Origin of the sequence: Thermoactinomyces vulgaris, from assembly GCF_005886755.1 — a bacterium.
GTDB lineage: Bacteria > Bacillota > Bacilli > Thermoactinomycetales > Thermoactinomycetaceae > Thermoactinomyces > Thermoactinomyces vulgaris.
Window position 1 is genome coordinate 711,046 of sequence record NZ_CP039710.1, and the last position, 19,692, is coordinate 730,737.

The 19,692-nt window shown below is 49.3% G+C and carries 14 protein-coding genes, 7 tRNA genes and 2 rRNA genes; 18 read left to right on the forward strand and 5 right to left on the reverse strand.

The window, feature by feature from the left end:
• Positions 1-221 precede the first annotated feature (221 nt).
• The 6 genes from FA954_RS03660 to FA954_RS03685 all read left to right on the forward strand — a co-directional run bounded on the left by FA954_RS03660 (position 222) and on the right by FA954_RS03685 (position 3,946).
• Positions 222-3,157: ribosomal RNA gene (locus FA954_RS03660) — 23S ribosomal RNA — on the forward strand.
• Positions 3,158-3,221: 64 nt separating this feature from the next.
• Positions 3,222-3,336: ribosomal RNA gene (rrf, locus tag FA954_RS03665) — 5S ribosomal RNA — on the forward strand.
• A gap of 276 nt (positions 3,337-3,612) precedes the next feature.
• Positions 3,613-3,705 (forward strand) — tRNA-Ser (locus tag FA954_RS03670).
• A gap of 8 nt (positions 3,706-3,713) precedes the next feature.
• A tRNA-Phe gene (locus tag FA954_RS03675) sits at positions 3,714-3,789 on the forward strand.
• Positions 3,790-3,792: 3 nt separating this feature from the next.
• Positions 3,793-3,868: transfer RNA gene (locus FA954_RS03680), tRNA-Thr, on the forward strand.
• Between the two features lie 4 nt (positions 3,869-3,872).
• A tRNA-Trp gene (locus FA954_RS03685) sits at positions 3,873-3,946 on the forward strand.
• A 3-nt stretch (positions 3,947-3,949) separates the two neighbouring features.
• On the opposite strand, the gene FA954_RS03690 is transcribed toward FA954_RS03685, so the two are convergent.
• Positions 3,950-4,372 carry a YugN family protein gene (locus FA954_RS03690; protein WP_170151231.1) on the reverse strand — a complete coding sequence of 141 codons (423 nt, stop codon included), beginning with the start codon at positions 4,370-4,372 and terminating at the stop codon, positions 3,950-3,952.
• A gap of 57 nt (positions 4,373-4,429) precedes the next feature.
• On the opposite strand from FA954_RS03690, the gene FA954_RS03695 reads away from it, so the two are divergent.
• The 3 genes from FA954_RS03695 to FA954_RS03705 all read left to right on the forward strand — a co-directional run bounded on the left by FA954_RS03695 (position 4,430) and on the right by FA954_RS03705 (position 4,684).
• Positions 4,430-4,503, forward strand: a tRNA-Cys gene (locus tag FA954_RS03695).
• A 6-nt stretch (positions 4,504-4,509) separates the two neighbouring features.
• A tRNA-Leu gene (locus FA954_RS03700) sits at positions 4,510-4,598 on the forward strand.
• 9 nt (positions 4,599-4,607) lie between these two features.
• Positions 4,608-4,684, forward strand: a tRNA-Arg gene (locus tag FA954_RS03705).
• A gap of 27 nt (positions 4,685-4,711) precedes the next feature.
• On the opposite strand, the gene FA954_RS03710 is transcribed toward FA954_RS03705, so the two are convergent.
• Together FA954_RS03710 and mnmA are read right to left on the reverse strand one after the other, a co-directional pair.
• Positions 4,712-5,635 (reverse strand): hypothetical protein, encoded by a 924-nt coding sequence (locus FA954_RS03710; protein WP_037995905.1) that lies wholly within the window; start codon positions 5,633-5,635, stop codon positions 4,712-4,714.
• Between the two features lie 193 nt (positions 5,636-5,828).
• Entirely contained in the window at positions 5,829-6,914 is a 1,086-nt protein-coding gene (gene mnmA, locus FA954_RS03715) for a tRNA 2-thiouridine(34) synthase MnmA (protein WP_037995903.1), read from the reverse strand.
• 114 nt (positions 6,915-7,028) lie between these two features.
• On the opposite strand from mnmA, the gene FA954_RS03720 reads away from it, so the two are divergent.
• From FA954_RS03720 to pepV, 6 genes are all read left to right on the forward strand, one after another.
• Positions 7,029-8,387, forward strand: coding sequence for a TrkH family potassium uptake protein (locus FA954_RS03720; protein ID WP_037995927.1), 1,359 nt, complete (start codon positions 7,029-7,031; stop codon positions 8,385-8,387).
• Between the two features lie 145 nt (positions 8,388-8,532).
• Positions 8,533-10,080 (forward strand): vWA domain-containing protein, encoded by a 1,548-nt coding sequence (locus FA954_RS03725; protein WP_037995901.1) that lies wholly within the window; start codon positions 8,533-8,535, stop codon positions 10,078-10,080.
• 16 nt (positions 10,081-10,096) lie between these two features.
• Entirely contained in the window at positions 10,097-10,429 is a 333-nt protein-coding gene (locus FA954_RS03730; RefSeq protein ID WP_037995898.1) for a hypothetical protein, read from the forward strand.
• Between the two features lie 421 nt (positions 10,430-10,850).
• On the forward strand, positions 10,851-11,477 hold the full coding sequence (locus FA954_RS03735) for a DUF47 domain-containing protein (protein WP_175413167.1): 627 nt from the start codon (positions 10,851-10,853) through the stop codon (positions 11,475-11,477).
• Positions 11,470-12,465, forward strand: a complete 996-nt coding sequence (locus FA954_RS03740; protein ID WP_138614879.1) for an inorganic phosphate transporter — start codon at positions 11,470-11,472, stop codon at positions 12,463-12,465. The genes FA954_RS03735 and FA954_RS03740 overlap by 8 nt, the downstream gene beginning before the upstream one ends.
• 256 nt (positions 12,466-12,721) lie before the next feature.
• Positions 12,722-14,137, forward strand: a complete 1,416-nt coding sequence (gene pepV / locus FA954_RS03745) for a dipeptidase PepV (RefSeq protein WP_037995893.1) — start codon at positions 12,722-12,724, stop codon at positions 14,135-14,137.
• Between the two features lie 47 nt (positions 14,138-14,184).
• Here the strand turns inward: pepV and FA954_RS03750 are convergent, their stop codons facing one another.
• Positions 14,185-14,829, reverse strand: a complete 645-nt coding sequence (locus FA954_RS03750; protein ID WP_037995890.1) for a hypothetical protein — start codon at positions 14,827-14,829, stop codon at positions 14,185-14,187.
• A gap of 19 nt (positions 14,830-14,848) precedes the next feature.
• Positions 14,849-16,009, reverse strand: coding sequence for a cysteine desulfurase family protein (locus tag FA954_RS03755; protein WP_037995888.1), 1,161 nt, complete (start codon positions 16,007-16,009; stop codon positions 14,849-14,851).
• A 183-nt stretch (positions 16,010-16,192) separates the two neighbouring features.
• Here FA954_RS03755 and FA954_RS03760 point away from each other — a divergent pair, with 183 nt between their 5' ends.
• The 3 genes from FA954_RS03760 to nadA are packed head-to-tail and all read left to right on the forward strand — an operon-like array spanning position 16,193 to position 19,673.
• Positions 16,193-17,728: an L-aspartate oxidase gene (locus tag FA954_RS03760; RefSeq protein WP_052186728.1), complete on the forward strand. Its 1,536-nt coding sequence runs from the start codon at positions 16,193-16,195 to the stop codon at positions 17,726-17,728.
• The gene (gene nadC / locus FA954_RS03765; RefSeq protein ID WP_037995883.1) at positions 17,725-18,570 is read left to right on the forward strand and encodes a carboxylating nicotinate-nucleotide diphosphorylase; all 846 of its coding nucleotides are present in this window, start codon (positions 17,725-17,727) and stop codon (positions 18,568-18,570) included. Before FA954_RS03760 ends, nadC begins: the two co-directional genes overlap by 4 nt.
• The gene (nadA, locus tag FA954_RS03770; RefSeq protein WP_037995881.1) at positions 18,561-19,673 is read left to right on the forward strand and encodes a quinolinate synthase NadA; all 1,113 of its coding nucleotides are present in this window, start codon (positions 18,561-18,563) and stop codon (positions 19,671-19,673) included. Before nadC ends, nadA begins: the two co-directional genes overlap by 10 nt.
• Positions 19,674-19,692: the final 19 nt, after the last annotated feature.

Genomic DNA, 19,692 nt, shown 5'->3' on the forward strand with positions numbered 1-19,692 from the left:
TGAAAAAAACATCTACAAAAAGGGTTGCATTTTTCTTGCGACCGTGATATATTATTCCTTGTCGCCGCAAAAGGCGGTGGACAAAAGGAAAAAGAACGCACCTTGAAAATGAGATATGGAAGAAGCAAGACGAGGTTGAAGAGGCTCGTTTGACGAGAATCTTCACACGTCGCTTGTCAAGTTGCAATCACCGGGAGAAGTAATCTCCAAGAGAGCCAGTAGGGTAAGCTACTAAGGGCACACGGTGGATGCCTTGGCGCCAGGAGCCGATGAAGGACGGGACGAACACCGATATGCCCCGGGGAGCTGTAAGTGAGCGTTGATCCGGGGATGTCCGAATGGGGGAACCCGCCAGCTTGAAGAGCTGGCACCGCCATCTGAATCCATAGGATGGACGGGGGCATACCAGGGGAACTGAAACATCTTAGTACCCTGAGGAAGAGAAAGCAAACGCGATTCCCTGAGTAGCGGCGAGCGAAACGGGAACAGCCCAAACCGGCTGGCTTTGCCAACCGGGGTTGTAGGACGTCTCACACGGAGTCACAAAGGTGACGGATAGATGAAGTGGTTCTGGAAAGACCCGCCAAAGAAGGTAACAGCCCTGTAATCGAAATCGGTCACCCTCCGAGACGGATCCTGAGTACCACGGGACACGTGAAACCCCGTGGGAAGCAGGGAGGACCACCTCCCAAGGCTAAATACTCCCTGGCGACCGATAGTGAACCAGTACCGTGAGGGAAAGGTGAAAAGCACCCCGGGAGGGGAGTGAAAGAGAACCTGAAACCGTGTGCTTACAATCAGTCGGAGTCCTTTTAAAGGGATGACGGCGTGCCTTTTGTAGAATGAACCGGCGAGTGACGGTTACGTGCGAGGTTAAGGTGAGAAGCCGGAGCCGCAGCGAAAGCGAGTCTGAATAGGGCGAATGAGTACGTGGCCGTCGACCCGAAACCGGGTGATCTACCCATGTCCAGGGTGAAGTTCCGGTAACACGGAATGGAGGCCCGAACCTGTTGGTGTTGAAAAACCATAGGATGAGGTGTGGGTAGGGGTGAAATGCCAATCGAACCCGGAGATAGCTGGTTCTCCCCGAAATAGCTTTAGGGCTAGCCTCGGAGAGGAGTCGTGGAGGTAGAGCACTGATTGGGCTAGGGGCCCCCACAGGGTTACCGAACTCAGTTAAACTCCGAATGCCACAGACTCGTCCTCCGGGAGTCAGACTACGAGTGCTAAGATCCGTGGTCGAGAGGGAAACAGCCCAGACCGCCAGCTAAGGTCCCAAAGTAACCGTTAAGTGGCAAAGGATGTGGAGTTGCCCAGACAACCAGGATGTTGGCTTAGAAGCAGCCATCATTCAAAGAGTGCGTAATAGCTCACTGGTCAAGTGACTCTGCGCCGAAAATGTAACGGGGCTAAACGGTTCACCGAAGCTGCGGATGTCCTTCGGACATGGTAGGGGAGCGTTCCAAACAGCAGCGAAGCTGCTTCGTGAGAAGCGGTGGAGCGTTTGGAAGTGAGAATGCCGGTATGAGTAGCGAAAAGAAGGGTGAGAATCCCTTCCACCGAAAGCCTAAGGTTTCCTGAGGAAGGTTCGTCCGCTCAGGGTTAGTCGGGACCTAAGCCGAGGCCGAAAGGCGTAGGCGATGGACAACAGGTTGAGATTCCTGTACCACCTTGTTCCGTTGACGACGGGGGGACGCAGGAGGGTAGAGAATCGCGCGACTGGTTGTGCGCGTCCAAGCAGTGAGGCTGAAGAGACAGGCAAATCCGTCTCTTCTTAAGGCCAGGCTGTGATGGCGAGGGAAGTTTCAGTACCGAAGTTCTTGATCTCACACTGCCAAGAAAAGCCTCTAAGGAGGAACAAGGTGCCCGTACCGCAAACCGACACAGGTAGGCGAGGAGAGAATCCTAAGGTGCTCGGGAGAACTCTCGTTAAGGAACTCGGCAAAATGACCCCGTAACTTCGGGAGAAGGGGTGCCCCGTTAGGGTCTTCGGGCCCGAGGGGGCCGCAGTGAAGAGGCCCAGGCGACTGTTTAGCAAAAACACAGGTCTCTGCAAAGCCGCAAGGCGAAGTATAGGGGCTGACGCCTGCCCGGTGCTGGAAGGTTAAGGGGAAGAGTTAGCTCACGCGAAGCTCTGAACCGAAGCCCCAGTAAACGGCGGCCGTAACTATAACGGTCCTAAGGTAGCGAAATTCCTTGTCGGGTAAGTTCCGACCCGCACGAAAGGCGTAACGATCTGGGCGCTGTCTCAACGAGAGACCCGGTGAAATTGTACTACCAGTGAAGATGCTGGTTACCCGCGACAAGACGGAAAGACCCCGTGGAGCTTTACTGCAGCCTGATATTGAATCCGGGTACGGCTTGTACAGGATAGGTGGGAGTCTGCGAAGCCGGAGCGCCAGCTTCGGTGGAGACGCCGGTGGGATACCACTCTGGCCGTATCGGGGTTCTAACTCGCCGCCGTCATCCGGCGGGAGGACCGTGTCAGGTGGGCAGTTTGACTGGGGCGGTCGCCTCCTAAAAGGTAACGGAGGCGCTCCAAGGTTCCCTCAGCGCGGTTGGAAATCGCGCCCTCAGAGTGCAAAGGCAGAAGGGAGCTTGACTGCGAGACCTACAAGTCGAGCAGGGACGAAAGTCGGACTTAGTGATCCGGTGGTTCCGTGTGGATGGGCCATCGCTCAACGGATAAAAGCTACCCCGGGGATAACAGGCTTATCTCCCCCAAGAGTCCACATCGACGGGGAGGTTTGGCACCTCGATGTCGGCTCATCGCATCCTGGGGCTGAAGTAGGTCCCAAGGGTTGGGCTGTTCGCCCATTAAAGCGGTACGCGAGCTGGGTTCAGAACGTCGTGAGACAGTTCGGTCCCTATCTGTCGCGGGCGCAGGAAATTTGAGAGGAGCTGTCCTTAGTACGAGAGGACCGGGATGGACGCACCTCTGGTGTACCAGTTGTTCCGCCAGGAGCACCGCTGGGTAGCCAAGTGCGGAAGGGATAAGCGCTGAAAGCATCTAAGCGCGAAGCCCCCCTCAAGATGAGATTTCCCATTCCCTTCGTGGAAGTAAGACCCCTTGTAGATGACAAGGTAGATCGGTCCGGGGTGTAAGCACAGCAATGTGTTCAGCTGACGGATACGAATCGGTCGAGGGCTTTCCCTACTACTTCTCACGGTTGCTTTGCTTCTTCCATCCTCATTTTCAGGGTGTGTCCATAACATCTTTGTCTGGTGACCATAGCGGAGGGGATCCACCCGTTCCCATCCCGAACACGGAAGTTAAGCCCTCCAGCGCCGATGGTACTTGGGGATGACCCCTGGGAGAGTAGGTCGTTGCCAGGCAAACAATCCCCCCTGATTTCAGACAGGGGGAATTGTTTTCAAAAATTATTGCCCTGATCTTACAGTTTTGTTCCTCGTGGCATGTCCTGTTCCTTGGTGGAATGGGTTCAATCTTCTCGCCGGTTTTAAGGTGAGAGGGCAGAGTGGGGAGTTTTCAGAAAAAAACTAAAGTAAATTTTGTCTTGACATGAAGACAGGGGCTGTGTATCATATTATTTGTCAGCACGATAAACAATACGAAATAAGTAAGTAACTTATTTTCGAATGACTTGACACGGAGAGATGTCCGAGTGGTCGAAGGAGCACGATTGGAAATCGTGTAGGCGGGCAAACCCCGCCTCGAGGGTTCGAATCCCTCTCTCTCCGCCATTTTATGAGGCTCGGTAGCTCAGTCGGTAGAGCAGAGGACTGAAAATCCTCGTGTCGGCGGTTCGATTCCGTCCCGAGCCACCACTGGCTGGTGTGGCTCAATTGGTAGAGCAACTGACTTGTAATCAGTAGGTTGGGGGTTCAAGTCCCTCCACCAGCACCATCGTAGGGGCGTAGTTTAATGGTAGAACAGAGGTCTCCAAAACCTCCAGTGTGGGTTCGATTCCTACCGCCCCTGCCATCTTCAACTTACGGTTGCAAGTTTGGCTTCAATGGTTTGAATCACTTTTTCAGCCCGCTGAATCCATTTGTCATCAATGGGTTCATCTGCTGAAGGGACGGGTTTGGAAAATTGATTCACCAAAGAACTGACAAGTCCGATATCTCCGGATGGGTCATTTTTTGTCAGAAATTCATGTTTGATGATGAAAGGTTTACCGATTTTGACGATGGCGTTGCGTGATTCCAATTCTCCTTTAACCGTGTAAAGGGGAATACGCAAATAGTAACGGTAACCTTGATCAGATTCCCAATCCAAAGGCTTGTCGAGATAGCCGTGGTCGTAATCATAGCCACCACCCAGATGGAAGTCTTCAGGTTCCAGTTGTTCTTGAAGAATTCCGTAGGGAATCTGTAAACCTTCGATTTTTGACGAAATGGTAATCACCATTGTTTCCTCCTTTCAAAGTTATTGTTTGATGATCTGATTTATTTCATTCAACATGGCGGCATAGCCAAGTGGTAAGGCAGAGGTCTGCAAAACCTTTATCCCCGGTTCGAATCCGGGTGCCGCCTCCATGACGTGCGGACGTGGCGGAATTGGCAGACGCGCAAGATTCAGGTTCTTGTGGTCACTTCAGACCGTGGGGGTTCAAGTCCCTTCGTCCGCACCAATTAAATATGTGCCCTTAGCTCAGCTGGATAGAGCGTCTGACTACGGATCAGAAGGTCGGGAGTTCGAATCTTCCAGGGCACGCCATCAAAAAAGCAGCTAATTCAATTTGAATTAGCTGCTTTTTTGATGATTCCATTTTGTTTTTGTTTTTAAAAAGAACGGCTCTTTCTTCACAGGTTGGGTCTTTATTTTGCTGTGTAGATGCTTGTCTTTCATTTCGAAAAGCAAGGCCTGCTTTTGAAACCGTTTGAAGTCTTGTTTGGGTTTTTCTTTGGTTGAAACGGTCTGCTTGTTTTGGCTCCGTCGATGGCTTTCTTGTTTTTTCACATCAGATGAATCAGATTGGTTGAGCCGCTTGGATTGTTTGTCATCTTCATCCTTGTGATGGGGGTTTAAATGAATCCATTTGAGATCGTTGTTTGTTTCTGGTTTTTTAATGATTGATTTTGTGCAGTCTTTGGACGGTTCAGGCTTGCAAGGAATCAAGTGGTCAAGGAAACCCGGTTGATTCCATTCAAACTTGGGTGGCGGAAACTTCGGTTTTTGATCGTTGGATGGTACCGGATCATCCTTTTCATAAACCGGCGTTTCTCCAACCGGATCGGCAATGGCCACAATATCCGACAAGTCATGATTTTTTGGTTCCTGTGTCGCCGGATCGTTTTTCGGAGAAGGGTTGGAAGCGGACGGTGCCGGGTCGTTTGGATTGGTGTCAGGCTGAATGGATGTGTTCGCAGTTTCCCCGTTGTTCTCCGTGGTGGCCGGTCGGTCGACATCCGCTGATGCCAGTTGCCTGGATTCGTTGACTGCATGTTCAGAGATATTTGACTTTTTCTTCGAAATCAATGGTTGTTCAAGCTTGGATGCTGTTGGATAAGTTTCTTCCATTCCGATCACATATGCGGAAAAAGTCATGATCAGGCAAGCAATGCCGGCACTGGTAAACACCAGGGCTTTTCGCTTGACTTGTAAGCCGAACTCATCGATGGAAAAATTCTCTTTGTGTTCCGGTTCACCGCGATATGTATTTTTCACGGAAATGAGTCCTCCTTTATGAAAACTCGTTTATATGCTACTCTATTTTCCAGTTTTTGAACAGCCGACCAAAGTTCTATTTTTATATAATATATAAAATGGTTTTTTTGGGTTAAATATAATTATTCAAGCAATTAAAAGGAAAACGGAGGGCGGGGAGATCCCCGTCCCCGGGCTTTTTATGGGAGAAAGGTTAAAAAGTGTGATCGATAATGCCGCCGCCCAGACATTTTTCATCGCGATACATCACGATTGATTGTCCGGGGGTTACCGCGCGTTGCGGCTTTTCAAATTCGACGTGCAGGCATCCGTCAGCTTGAGGATGGACAAGCACTTTTTGGTCTTGTTGGCGGTAACGGAATTTGGCTGTGCATTCAAACGGACGGTCCGGCAAATTTCCTTCTCCCAGCCAGTTGACGTCTGTTGCCGACAAACCGTTGGAGTAGAGCGCTTCATGGTCATGCCCTTGGACCACATACAAAATATTGTTCTCCAAATCTTTTTTGGCAACAAACCAAGGCTCGCCGGTTCCGGAACCGCCAATGCCCAATCCTTGGCGTTGACCCAATGTGTAATACATCAGGCCGTGATGCTCGCCAATTTCCCGGCCGTCCAGCGTGCAAATTTTGCCTGGTTGTGCCGGCAAATACTGACTGAGGAATTCACGGAAATTGCGTTCGCCGATAAAACAGATGCCGGTGCTGTCTTTCTTTTTGGCGGTGGCCAGTCCCGCTTTTTCAGCCAGTGCACGCACTTCTTTCTTTTGCATGTGGCCAATCGGGAAGATGGCTTGCATCAATTGTTGTTTCGGAACTGCATATAAAAAGTAAGTCTGGTCTTTATTGGAATCAGCACCGCGAACCAAATATTTGGTGCCATTTTCATCTTTGATTTGTGCATAGTGTCCGGTGGCGATCAAGTCTGCTCCCAGTTGTTTGGCTTTTTTGAGGAAATCGCCAAACTTGATTTCCCGGTTACACATGACATCCGGATTGGGGGTGCGGCCTTTTCGATATTCGTCCAGGAAATATTGGAACACTTTTTGGTAATATTCTTTCTCGAAGTTTACCGAATAATAAGGGATGCCGATTTGTGCGCACACTCTCCGCACATCTTCATAATCCTCTGTGGCGGTACAATGACCGAATTCATCGGTGTCATCCCAGTTTTTCATAAACAGGCCGATCACTTCATATCCTTGTTCTTTCAGTAACCAGGCTGTAACAGAAGAGTCCACGCCGCCGGACATGCCAACGACAACTCGAGGTTTTCTGGTCATAATGAATCCGTCCCATGCTAAAAATTGATGTATAATGCTATTTTACCCGGTGATCTCATTATAACCAATCCAAAGACATTCAACAAATTTTACAAAAGGAAATGATGTCGTGTGTTGTACAAGAAAAACAAATCATTTCAAAAGAAAAGATTAAATCCGGCTCAAGTGCTTGCCATCGGTTTTGTGGTGGCGATTTTGGCCGGGAGCTTTCTCCTTTCCTTGCCTGTTGCCACCGAAAGCGGACAGCCGCTTCCATGGATTGATGCTTTATTTACGGCAACCTCTGCCGTTTGTGTGACCGGACTGGTGGTGGTGGATACGGCTCAAACGTTCAGCACATTTGGCGAAATGGTGATCCTCCTGCTCATTCAGACCGGCGGACTGGGGATCATGACTCTCACCACTTTGTTTGCCATGATTCTGGGGAGAAAAATCGGCGTGCAGGAGCGGCTGGTCTTGCGGGAAGCATTCAATCAATTGGAATTGCAAGGGGTGGTCAGCCTTGTTTTGAAAGTGTTTCTCATCACCCTGATTGTCGAGGGAACCGGGTTTGTCGCTTTGTGTTTTTGTTTCGTCCCGGATTGGGGGATCAAAAAAGGGTTGTATTATGCGCTTTTTCATGCGGTCTCCGCTTTTAACCAGGGAGGCTTTGACTTGTTTGGAGAGACCCGGGCATTTGCCGGGTTGACAGCTTATGTGCACGATCCGTGGGTCAATCTGATTGTCGGCTTCCTGGTGATTTTGGGTGGCATCGGTTTTATCGTGATCCTGGAGCTGATCCATTATCCAAAAACCAAGCGGCTCAGTTTACATACCAAATTGGTGTTGACCATGACCGGCCTGCTCCTTGGCATCGGAATGCTGGTCATTTTATTTACGGAATGGAACAATCCCCAAACCATGCAATCTTTTTCTTTGAAGGAAAAGCTGTTGGCTTCTTTTTTTCATGCGGTCACTCCCAGGTCCGGAGGATTTCAAACTCTGGACTTAAGCCACATGTATCCGGCGACATTGTTTTTCACCATCCTGCTGATGTTTGTGGGAGCGTCTCCCAGCTCCATCGGGGGAGGAATCAAAACCACCACGCTGGCTGTGATTTTGTTGGCCGTGTGGACCATGATGAGGGGACGTCAGGATGTGGTGGCTTACCGGCGCCGGATTCCCACGAAACATGTGTATAAAGCATTGACGATTACAGTGGCTTCCTTAACACTGGTGATCATCGTCACCATGCTCTTGGCGATCACGGAACAAACCGACATCCTGTCTGCCTTGTTTGAAGCGGTTTCCGCCGTGGGAACCGTGGGGTTGTCCACCGGACTGACCCCCCATTTGAGCGAGATGGGAAAAATTATTCTCATTTTCAGCATGTATGCCGGGCGTCTTGGTCCGATCACTCTGGCGTTGGCCATTGCCCGCGACATTGATCCGCCTCCTTTCCGGTATCCGGAAGAACGCCCTTTGATCGGATAAAATCTTTCCCGAGATTGTCGAATGAAGGCAGGCTGCACCTATTGCGAAATCAAAGTGCATCAAGTAAGCTAAAATCAAATTGGGATGTTTTTCTCTCAGGTTGGATATATATAGATCAATGAAGAGGATAGGATAAGGAGGGCTTATGCGTATCAGCAAAAGTCGAGTCCTGCTGACAGGCTTCCTGTTGTTGACGGTCGGGATGTCAAGTGGTTGCGCGTCAGTGATCCAAAAAATCCAGCAAACCACAGGCAATGAAATCGAGAAAGTGGACAAATTAACGCTTCAACAACAGGAACAAGCCAAAGAAGAGAATCCGGACGAAGAGGAAAAGGATCGAAGCATTCCCAAAAGCCCGGCTCCCCACACCGAGTTGCAGGCGATATTGAATGATGACGGGCAAGGAAGATACGCCGGGAAAAATTATGAGCGGAATGAAGTCATCAACGCTTTGCAGCAAATGCCGAAAGGCTTGTCGGATGACAAAGCTTATGCTTATTTGCTGGGGTTGGTCGGCGAAAATTATAAAGAGGATATCGAAGCGTTTGATGCACTCTCCCATCAAACCTATAAAGCCAAAAGCGAAGCATGGCGCAATGTGAAAGACCGCTGGCTGCAAGCGGAAGAGGCAGCGAAGAAATCGAAGACGGATCCGGAAAACAAAAAAATGAACTATGTGGTTTTACTGGATACGAGCGGGAGCATGGGAGGAAAATTGAAAGAACAACCGAAGATGGATGCGGTGAAAAAATCACTTCAACAATTGGCCAAACGCTTTCCGCAAAATACGGTGGATTTCCAGTTGCGCATTTACGGACATGAAGGGAGTCCGGAGTTGAAGGACCGGGACCGGTCATGCAACAGCACCCAAAAAATTTATGCAGGTTCCCGGTATGACCAAAAACAGTTGGAACAAGCTTTGAGCCGGGTTCAACCGACGGGCTACAATCCCCTGGCCCTGGCATTGTTTAAATCCCAACCGGATATGAAAAAAGGGGCACCCGGTCAGGTGGAAAACCATGTCATTCTGATCACGGACGGTTATGACAACTGTGACGGCAATCCGGAAAAAATGGCACAAGCCCTGCATTTGTCCGACACCGCAGCCAATGTTCATGTGATCGGTTTGGATGTGGAAGCGAAAACCGAACAGCAATTGCGAAACATAGCCGATCAAACCGGCGGGGATTATGCCACCGTCAAAAATGAACAGGAATTGGAAAAGGTATTGTCATCCGAAACGGAACGCTTGAAAGAATCCCGGCAACCGTGGGCGATCCGTGCAATCAATTCGGTGCAAAAAGCCCATCACTATGATGAAGAACGCCTGCAACAATATTATGCCGATATGCAAACCAAAGTGGACCAGGAATCGGATCGTCTGAAAAAAGCCAACCACTTTATCAAAGATGATCAAAAAATCGACCAGCGAACCTTTCAACAAATCCGTTCCTGGATTGAACAAAGAAATGAACAGCTGCAAAACTATGTGAGACAGCGTTTTGATGAGGTGGGCAACAAACTGGATGAAGATTACCGCAAAGAAGTGTCCGGTTTGCTCAAAGATTGGAAAGAAGCCGGAGGGGATCCGGATCAGATCGAGCTGAAAACGGAGCAATTGATCAAAGAGGATTTGCAAGATCAAGTGAAACGCAATATGCAGTTAAATACGGAAGAAAAGCCGCAACCCTAAAAAGGTGAAGGTGAAGATGATGACAAAACCCGCTTTTGAGCTTCGCTATGACCAAGAGTTGGAATTGATGCGGCCGGTTTTGCACGTGGATTATGAAAGTTTGTCCCCGGAGAAGAAGCAGGAATTTGAATGGGCTTGCCAACAAGTGTGTGCCAAAATTCCGGACCGGCTCCAACAACTTGAACAAGCTTATATGGAGCTTTATGAAAAATTGAAGGATACAGAAGATGAAGAGCTCTTTTTTAAAACCAACGAGGAAATGAACGAGCTGTCCAAGAAAATCAGTGAGATCAATTTGCTTTATTTACAAATTGAAGGAACCTATTTGCACAGCAATGTTCATATGTGACGCCTCGCCGGATTGGCTTTGAAGACACCTGCAAAGGGTGTCTTTTTTTATGCATTTATATAATCTTTTCATTTGGGAAATAGATAAAACAGAGTGCATTTCCGTCGTCGGGACAATTTTGCAAGATGAAAAGAAGATTCTTCCTTTAAGTCAGCTGTTTACTTCTGTGTTAAAATAAATGATTGGATCCGGTCCGTCCCTGAAAAAGCCCGTGGTGCCTGTTGTTCCTTTTCTTCCAATACCGCCAAACCGCATTGGATATCAAGATATGTCGTGTGTTTTTTATTTCCAATGTAAAGTTTTTGTTAAGTTTTTTTAAATCAGAGATAAATAATTGGTTAAGTCTCAGGCTGAGGTATTTCAAAACTTCTTTTTTAAGAATAAGATAATTTTTGGTTAAAAAATGGTTGATTGGGAGGAAATGATTGTGCTCTTTAACCGGTCAAAGGACAAGATTTTTTACCAAACCATGGTGGATGCAACCACCAACATCATCGAGGCCGTACAGCTGTTCCGCGAAAACGTGGAAACCCTGGAAGAAAAGGAACAATATGCGGAAAGATTGAAAGAACTGGAGCATAAGGGGGACGATTACACTCATCTTGTGATCCAGGAACTCAACAAGGCGTTTGTCACTCCTCTTGATCATGAAGACATCTTGAAATTGGTTTATTATCTGGATGATGTTTTGGACGGGATTGAAGCATGCGCCGCGCGGTTTGTTTATATGCATGTCAACAAAACGACGCCTTACCTGATCCAGTATGGAGAAATCCTGGAAAAATCGGCGCGACAGTTACAGGAAGCATTTGTCGCATTGGAAAAACGGGATTTTGATACCATTCGCCGGATTTCCGTCGAAATCAATTCGTTGGAAAATGAAGGCGACAAATTGATGCGGGAAAGCATCAGTGCGTTGTTTGAAGAGTCGATTGACCCGATTGAATTAATCAAAATGAAAGAGATCTATCAAAAACTGGAAGGTGTCACGGATTCCTTTGAAGATGTGATGGACGTGATGGAAAGTGTGGTAATGAAGTATGCTTGATCCGTTTTGGTTACTGGTTGCAGTTGTGGTATTGGCATTGGTGTTTGATTTTACAAACGGATGGCATGATACCGCCAACGCGATTGCGACGGTGGTGGGGACACGCACGTTATCCCCGTGGGCAGCCATTTTCATGGCCGCGGTATTAAACCTGGCCGGGGCCTTTTTTTCCACGGCGGTTGCAAAAGCGATCGGAAAGGATATTGTGGATCCGGAAAATGTGACATTGGTTTTGTTGATATCGGCTTTATTGGCAGTGATCATGTGGAATATCATCACGGTGCTGTTGGGACTTCCCACCAGTTCATCCCATGCCTTGATCGGCAGTTTGATCGGGGCGGTGATTGCATATAAAGGTTTTGGCGTTCTTAAAGTTCATGGAATTATTATGATTCTTGTTGCCATGTTGATTTCTCCCGTATTGGGAGCACTTTTCTCGGGAAGTCTGATCAAATTGATTCGGAAACTTTTCCAAACCATGCCCCGCTCCCGGGTGAAACGAATTTTTAAACCGTTGCAGATTATTTCGTCTGCGTTTATGGCGTTCAGCCACGGGGCTTCCGATGCGCAAAAAGCGATGGGGATCGTTGCCATGGCCTTGGTGGCGTACGGTTCATACAGTGAATTGACGGTGCCAAGCTGGGTCAAAGTGGCTGCGGGTTTGGCCATGGGCTTGGGAACCGCAATGGGGGGACGAAAAATCATCCATACGATCGGTTCCCGGTTGAGCCGTTTGGAAACGCCGCAAGGTTTTGCCGCTGAGACCGGGTCGGCCATTTTGTTGACCGCGGTGGCGAAAATTGGGATTCCGGTCAGTACGACACATACCATCACGGGTTCAATCATTGGCGTCGGTGCGGCGGAACGTGTCCGCAGCGTGCGTTGGAGTGTGGCCGGAAAAATCATTTATGCCTGGGTGCTGACCCTTCCGGGTACGGCTGTGATGGGCTTTCTCTTTTACCATGTCTTGAAATTTTTAGAAGGTTGATAGGACTTGTGGCAACACAAGTCTTTTCTTTTTTATTAAAAAATATGAACAATCTGAAACAGGGGTGAAGCTTGCTTCATTTTACTCTTTTTACCCAAACGTGGTATATTAATTAGAAATAAGTCATGCATCTAATAAATTCCATAAAAAGAGACTTATTCCATTTTAAGGAGAATATTCACGTTTGGCTCATCATCTCTGACTATACATAACGGAAAGGAGAAAAGGCATGAACGTGAAACAGGAGGAGTCGGTTATGAACCAAGTGGCATGGCAGGAAGAAGTGTTGAAACGGAAAGATGAATTGTTAGCGGAATTAAAAAGCTTATTGTCCATTGAAAGTGTTTTGGATGAATCCACGGCTTCCGCCCGGGCTCCGTTTGGGGAAAAAGTGGCGGAAGCACTTCATTATATGTTGGAATTGGGCAAAAAGGACGGCTTTCAAACCAAAAATGTGGACGGTTATGCCGGGCATATTGAATACGGCGATGGGGAGGAGATTATCGGAATTTTGTCCCATGTGGATGTGGTTCCGGCGGGAGATGGATGGACGAGTCCTCCGTTTCAACCCGAAATCCGCGATGGAAAATTGTATGCCCGTGGTGCCTTGGACGACAAGGGCCCGACCATGGCGGCTTATTTTGCTTTGAAGATCATCAGGGATCTGGGGCTCAATTTGTCCAAAAGGATCCGGCTGATTGTGGGAGGGGACGAAGAGTCCCGTTGGCGCTGCATGGCTCATTATTTCGAGAAAGAAGAGATGCCGGTGATGGGATTCAGCCCGGATGCCGATTTTCCGATCATTGCGGCCGAGAAAGGATTTTTGGATATCCAGGCGGTAAAATCCGGCCAAAAACCGGCGAACAGGGATGGCGCATGGACATTGGAACGATTTGAATCCGGGGAACGCGTAAACATGGTTCCGGACGTGGCCACCGTCCGGCTGAGTGGAGACGGGGATGTCTTCGCATTGAAAGAAAAGGTTCAAGACTATCTGCTTACCCGCAGGATTCAGGGATACGCCGAAGAAAGCAACGAGGGTGTCACCATTGTGATGGAGGGGAAAGCCCATCATGGCATGGAACCGGACAAAGGAAAAAATGCGGCGTTGTTTATGGCCCGTTTCCTCGCGGAAGTTCCTTTGGATCCGGAAGGGGAAAATTATGTCCGCATGATCAATGATCTTTTTGTGGACAGTTTCTTCGGGGAGAAACTGGGCATTCAGGTGTCCGATGAATGGATGGGACCCCTTACCGTCAATGCCGGGGTTTTCCGCTTTGAAGCCGGGGAAAAACAAATGATCCGCATCAATATCCGCTATCCCAAAAACGGCGATGCCGGTCAGATTTTGCAAACGGCAGAGAAAAAATTGGCCGAATACGGTTTCCAAATTCCGGAGGCCGACCATAAGCCGGTTCATTTTGTGGAACCGGATCACCCCTTGATCCGGACGCTGACGAAAGTCTATGAAGAACAAACCGGAGAAAAAGCGTGGATTCTCGCCATTGGAGGAGGAACGTATGCTAGGGTCCTGGACACCGGCGTTGCCTTTGGGCCGTTGTTCCCGGGCAGTGCCGAAACCGCACACCAGCGTGATGAATATATCGATGTGGATGAATTGCTGAAGGCCACTGCGATTTATGCCCAAGCCATTTATGAATTGGCCAAATGATTGAAAACATCCCCTCACCCGGGTTGTCAGCCTGGGGAGGGGATGTTTTATTGCGAGTGAAAATGGAACATCTGATAAATGAATGAATCGGGGGAAACATCCGCAGGCAAGGGACGTTCAATCATCACCGGAACTTGTTTCCGAAGCAACGTGCGATGAATCGCCTTGAATTGGCTGGCATCATAAAGCGGTGAATTGTAACTGTTCAGGTTGTAGGCTGTTCCATCCTTAAAATGGATGTGATATTGAAGACGGAGTTTTTCTTTCATAAACGGAAGTTGTTCCGGCTTGTAGTCCAAAACCACGTGATTGATGTCTTGCCAGCGGTAAAAATGCATGTCTTCGATGCTGAAAAAGCGGCTGTAACCGAGACCTTGGGGAGTCACGAGCAAATAATTGTCAAAGCTTAAAATCACAAGCGGGCTGCTGACCAAATAGAAAAAAGCAAAAACAAAGAAACGCCTTTTTAATTTGGCGGGTTGGAACCGGTTTTTGAAAAAGGAAAAGATAAAACCGACAGAGATACATAAAAAGAAAAAGACAAACCCGTAGGCGACAGGGGTTCCCATTAAGTAAATCTGTTCCGGATCCCGATAATTCACTTGTTGCAAAAAGACAAACAAAATCCAAAACAAAACGGCAATCAGCAAACCGGACAATAACTTCAAGCATCCTTTGATATATTTTTGCAATGGAAACAGCCTCCAAGTATTAAGGTTTGTTTCGCAAGAAGGATCGCAAGTCTTCAAGAATTTCTTTTAAATGATCCACCAGTTGATGGATATCCGACTCGGTGGTTTCCCTGCCAAAGGTGATGCGAAGGCTTTGATAGGCTTGTTCTTCACTTTTGCCCATGGCCATCAGGACATGGGAAGGGGCATGTTTCCCTGCACTGCAAGCGGAACCGCTGGAAACAAAAATTTGTTTGCGGTTGAGTTCCAACAAAACGGCTTGTCCCTCGACCCCGTGAAAACTGAGATTCAGATTGTTGGGTAACCGGTTGCTTGGATGGCCGTTTAAATCCACTTGGCCGATTTCCTTTTGGATCCGCTTCAGGCACAGATCGCGCAACCGGGTCAACCGTTGCCGTTCTTGTTCCAATTCTTGGCTCATCAGATAAGCGGCTGCTCCGAGACCGATGATTCCGGGCGTGTTTTGGGTCGCGGGACGCAGGCCTCTTTCTTGGCCCCCGCCAAAGAGAACCGGTTCAATCCGGATTCCTTTTTTGATATACAAAGCGCCGATTCCTTTGGGACCGTAAATTTTGTGCCCGCTGACGGAAAGAAGGTCCACGCCCAGTTCCTGAACGGAAAAGGGGATTTTGCCGTAAAATTGCACCGCGTCGGTATGAAACAAAACCGGTGTGTCGCGAAGGAGCCGGCCAATTTCTTTGATCGGTTGCAGCGTTCCCACTTCATTGTTGGCGGCCATGACACTGACCAGAATGGTTTGCTCCGTCAGGGCATCTTTGACTTGTTCCACAGAAATTCGGCCGTATGGATCGACCGGCAGGTAAGTGACCTCAAACCCTTCTTTCTCCAATTGTTTGCATGCTTCCAGGACCGAAGGGTGCTCGATGGATGTCGTAATCACATGATTTCCCCGGTTCCGGTGTTTTCTGGCCGCTCCCAGGATGGCCAGGTTATTGGCTTCGGTGCCGCTTCCGGTAAAGATGATTTCCCGCGGGGATGAAGCGCCCAGCGAGTCAGCCACCTGTTTTCTTGCCAACTCGATCGCATCCCGGCTTCGTTGTCCGAAATCATGGATGCTGCCGGCATTGGCATATTCTTTTTGGAAGAAAGGAAGAAGGATTTCCATGACCTCCGGCCGTACGGGACTGGTGGCCCCATAATCCAAATAAATGGGTTTCATCGATTAAACCTCCGCATTTGTAAAGCTTTCTCCACCTATTATAGCGAAAAAAAAGAACGACAGACCTTTTTTCGTGAAGTGTTCAAAACATAAAAAGAAAAAATTTGCTATTGACATTCCTTTCGTTATTGAGAAAATGAATATGAACAAATTGTTAACGTTTTTTGAAAGGACCTTATCATGATGAGACAAGTCACTACCGATTATATTGTCGTAGGGAGCGGGATTTCCGGTTTAATGACAGCGCTTTTCTTATCCGAAACCGGAGAAGTGAAGGTTTTGACCAAAGCATGTGAAGATGAGAGCAATTCTTACCGGGCCCAAGGCGGGATTGCCGCGGCCGTCGGCGTTGCAGACTCTCCCAACCTGCATTGGCAGGACACACTGCGGGCGGGAGTGGATTTGTGTGATGAGGATACCGTGCGTTTGATGGTTAAGATGGCTCCCGACACGATCCGGTTGCTGGCAGATTGGGGAACGCCTTTTGATAAAAAGGGGAATACCTATTTGCTGGCCAAAGAAGGTGCCCACTCGGCTTCCCGGATTTTGCGGGTGCACGGGGATTCAACCGGAGCCGGGATCACTTCCACCTTACTGCGGCAAGCCAAGCGGCGAAAATCCATTCATATGCAAACGCATACAATGGTGGCCGATTTGTTGGTGGAAAACGAAACTTGCCGCGGAGTGATTGCACTGGATACCGGTCGGGAGCCGACGTGTTATCTGGCACGGAAAGGGGTGGTCTTGGCGACGGGAGGATGCGGTCAGGTCTTTAAGTATACGACCAATGACCTGGTGACCACCGGTGACGGTTTTGCAATGGCACATCGTGCCAACGTGCAATTGACAGACATGGAGTTTATTCAGTTTCATCCGACTGCACTGGCCGTCGATCAAAACCCGATGTTTCTCATTTCGGAAGCCGTGCGGGGCGAAGGCGCCGTTTTGGTGACGGAATCGGGAGACCGGTTCATGGAACGGTATCACGAATTAAAAGATCTGGCTCCCCGGGATGTGGTGTCCAGGGCCATCTACACCGAAATGCAGCAAGGGAACCAAGTGTATTTGGATGCAAGACATTTGAAAGGGAAATTTGCCCACCGGTTTCCTGCCATTTACAAGAAATGCCGCAAAGCCGGGATTGATCCGGAACGTGAATGGATTCCCGTCCGGCCGGCCGCGCACTTTATCATGGGAGGAATCAAAACCGATTCTTATGGACGGACTTCCCTCCCGCGGCTGTTTGCATGTGGGGAAGTGGCTTGCACGGGTGTCCACGGTGCCAACCGTCTGGCGAGCAATTCTTTGCTGGAAGGAACGGTTTTTGCGCAACGGGTGGCGGAAAAGCTGTCGTCTTATGAAGAGCAGTCCACAACGATGCAACTTCCTTCGCAATTTCCTCGTTTGTGCCAAGATAAACAAACGGAAGAAAAAATCAAAAAGGAAATCCGGCAGATCATGTGGGATCACGCAGGCATTGTCCGCACATCGGAAGGATTGGCTGAAGGGCTTTCCAAGCTGAAACGGTTGCAGGATTCGGGACGCGTTCTGCCGGGGATGTTTGAGTTGAGAAATATGTTAACGACTGCACAATTGGTGATGAAAGCTGCACGATGGCGCGAGGAGAGCAGAGGGGGGCATTACCGTCGTGATTTCCCGCAAACCATTCCTGAATGGGCGGAAAAACACAAAGTGATCCAAGGGGGGATTTCATCGTGAATTGGATAGCATTAAAGCAATGGATTCGTGAAGTGTTGAACGAAGACATCGGTGCCGGCGATCTCACGACGGAAGCGCTGGTGCCGGCGGATCATCAAAGTTCTTGTTTGTTTATTGCCAAGCAAGACGGGGTGATTGCCGGTTTGCCGGTGGCGGAAGCCGTGTACCGGGAGTTGGATCCCGAAATAAGGTGGGAATGGCTGGTCCGGGAAGGGGACCGGGTGAAAAAAGGAACGGCGATTGCCCGGATCACCGGACCGACCCGAGCCATCTTGACGGGGGAAAGGGTAGCGCTGAACCTTTTGCAACGGATGTCAGGCATTGCCACGATGACCCGGCAGTTGGTGGACCGGTTGGAAGGGCTTTCGTGCCAGGTGTTGGACACAAGGAAAACGACACCGGGGTTGCGGCAGTTGGAGAAGTATGCCGTCCGTGTCGGCGGCGGCACCAATCACCGGTTTGGATTAAGCCACGGCGTGATGATTAAAGACAATCACATTGCGATGGCGGGGAGTCTGGCGGCGGCGATTGAACGGGCCCGCAAACATGTCGGGCACATGGTGAAAATTGAAGTGGAAGCGGATACCTTGGAACAAGTGAAAGAAATTTTAAAGCATGATGTGGATGCGATTTTGCTGGACAATATGGATCTTGACACACTGCGGGAAGCCGTTCGTTTGATCGACGGCCGGGTATGGACCGAGGCATCCGGAGGGATCACACCGGAAACGATCCGCCCGATTGCGGAGACCGGGGTGGATGCGGTATCGCTCGGTTGGCTGACGCATTCGGTTTCCGCTCTTGATATCAGTTTGGATTTTGGGGAGGAGGCATCTCGATGATGGATACCATGTTGAATTACTTGGATCAAGATTTGCCGGAGGTTTACCGTTCCATGTCCGGGCAGGAGCTGGACGAACGGATTCAAAAGGCAAAAAAAGCACTGGGGGACGATTTGGTGATCCTCGGCCATCACTACCAGCGGGATGATGTGATTCAATATGCCGATTTCCGCGGGGATTCCTTGCAATTGGCCAAGACGGGAGCGAAGCAGAAGAACGCCAAATATATCGTGTTTTGCGGGGTGCATTTTATGGCTGAGACGGCCGATACGTTGGCGTCCCCGGGGCAAACCGTGATTTTGCCGGACCTGCGCGCCGGTTGTTCCATGGCGGATATGGCGGACATTGAAGAAGTGGAAGAAGCTTGGGAAGTTTTGCAGGAAACATTTCAAGACACGGTGATTCCGGTCACTTATGTCAATTCCACGGCTGCGATCAAGGCTTTTGTCGGAAAGCACGGCGGAACCACCTGTACGTCTTCCAATGCGAAGCAGGTGTTAGACTGGGCATTCCGCCAAAAGAAGCGCGTGTTTTTCCTCCCCGATCAACACCTGGGGCGCAACACCGCTTATGATCAATTGGGCATTCCCTTGGAAGAAATGGTGGTTTGGAATCCTGCAGACGGAAAGTTTGAGGAGCAAAAAGGGCCGTTGGATCGGGTGCGCATGATCTTATGGAAAGGATATTGTTCCGTGCATCAAAAGTTCACTCCTGAACAAGTGCACCGCATTCGCAAGCGGGATCCGGAAATGAAAGTGATCGTCCATCCGGAATGTTCTTTTGATGTGGTGCAATTGGCCGATGATTCCGGTTCGACCAGCTATATCATCAAAGTGATCGAAGAAGCGCCGGCCGGAAGCCGCTGGGCCATCGGCACCGAAGTCAATTTGGTGCAACGGCTGGCCCAGGAACATCCCGACAAGCATATTGAACTGCTAAGCACGACGATGTGTCCCTGTCTGACCATGAACCGGATTGACCGCCCCCATTTATTATGGGCGCTGGAAAGTATCCTGGAGGGAAACCCGATTCATGTCATCAAAGTGGATGAGGAAACCAAACATTGGTCCAAGGTCGCGTTGGACCGGATGTTGACTGTTTGATAAAAAAAGGAAGGAGAAA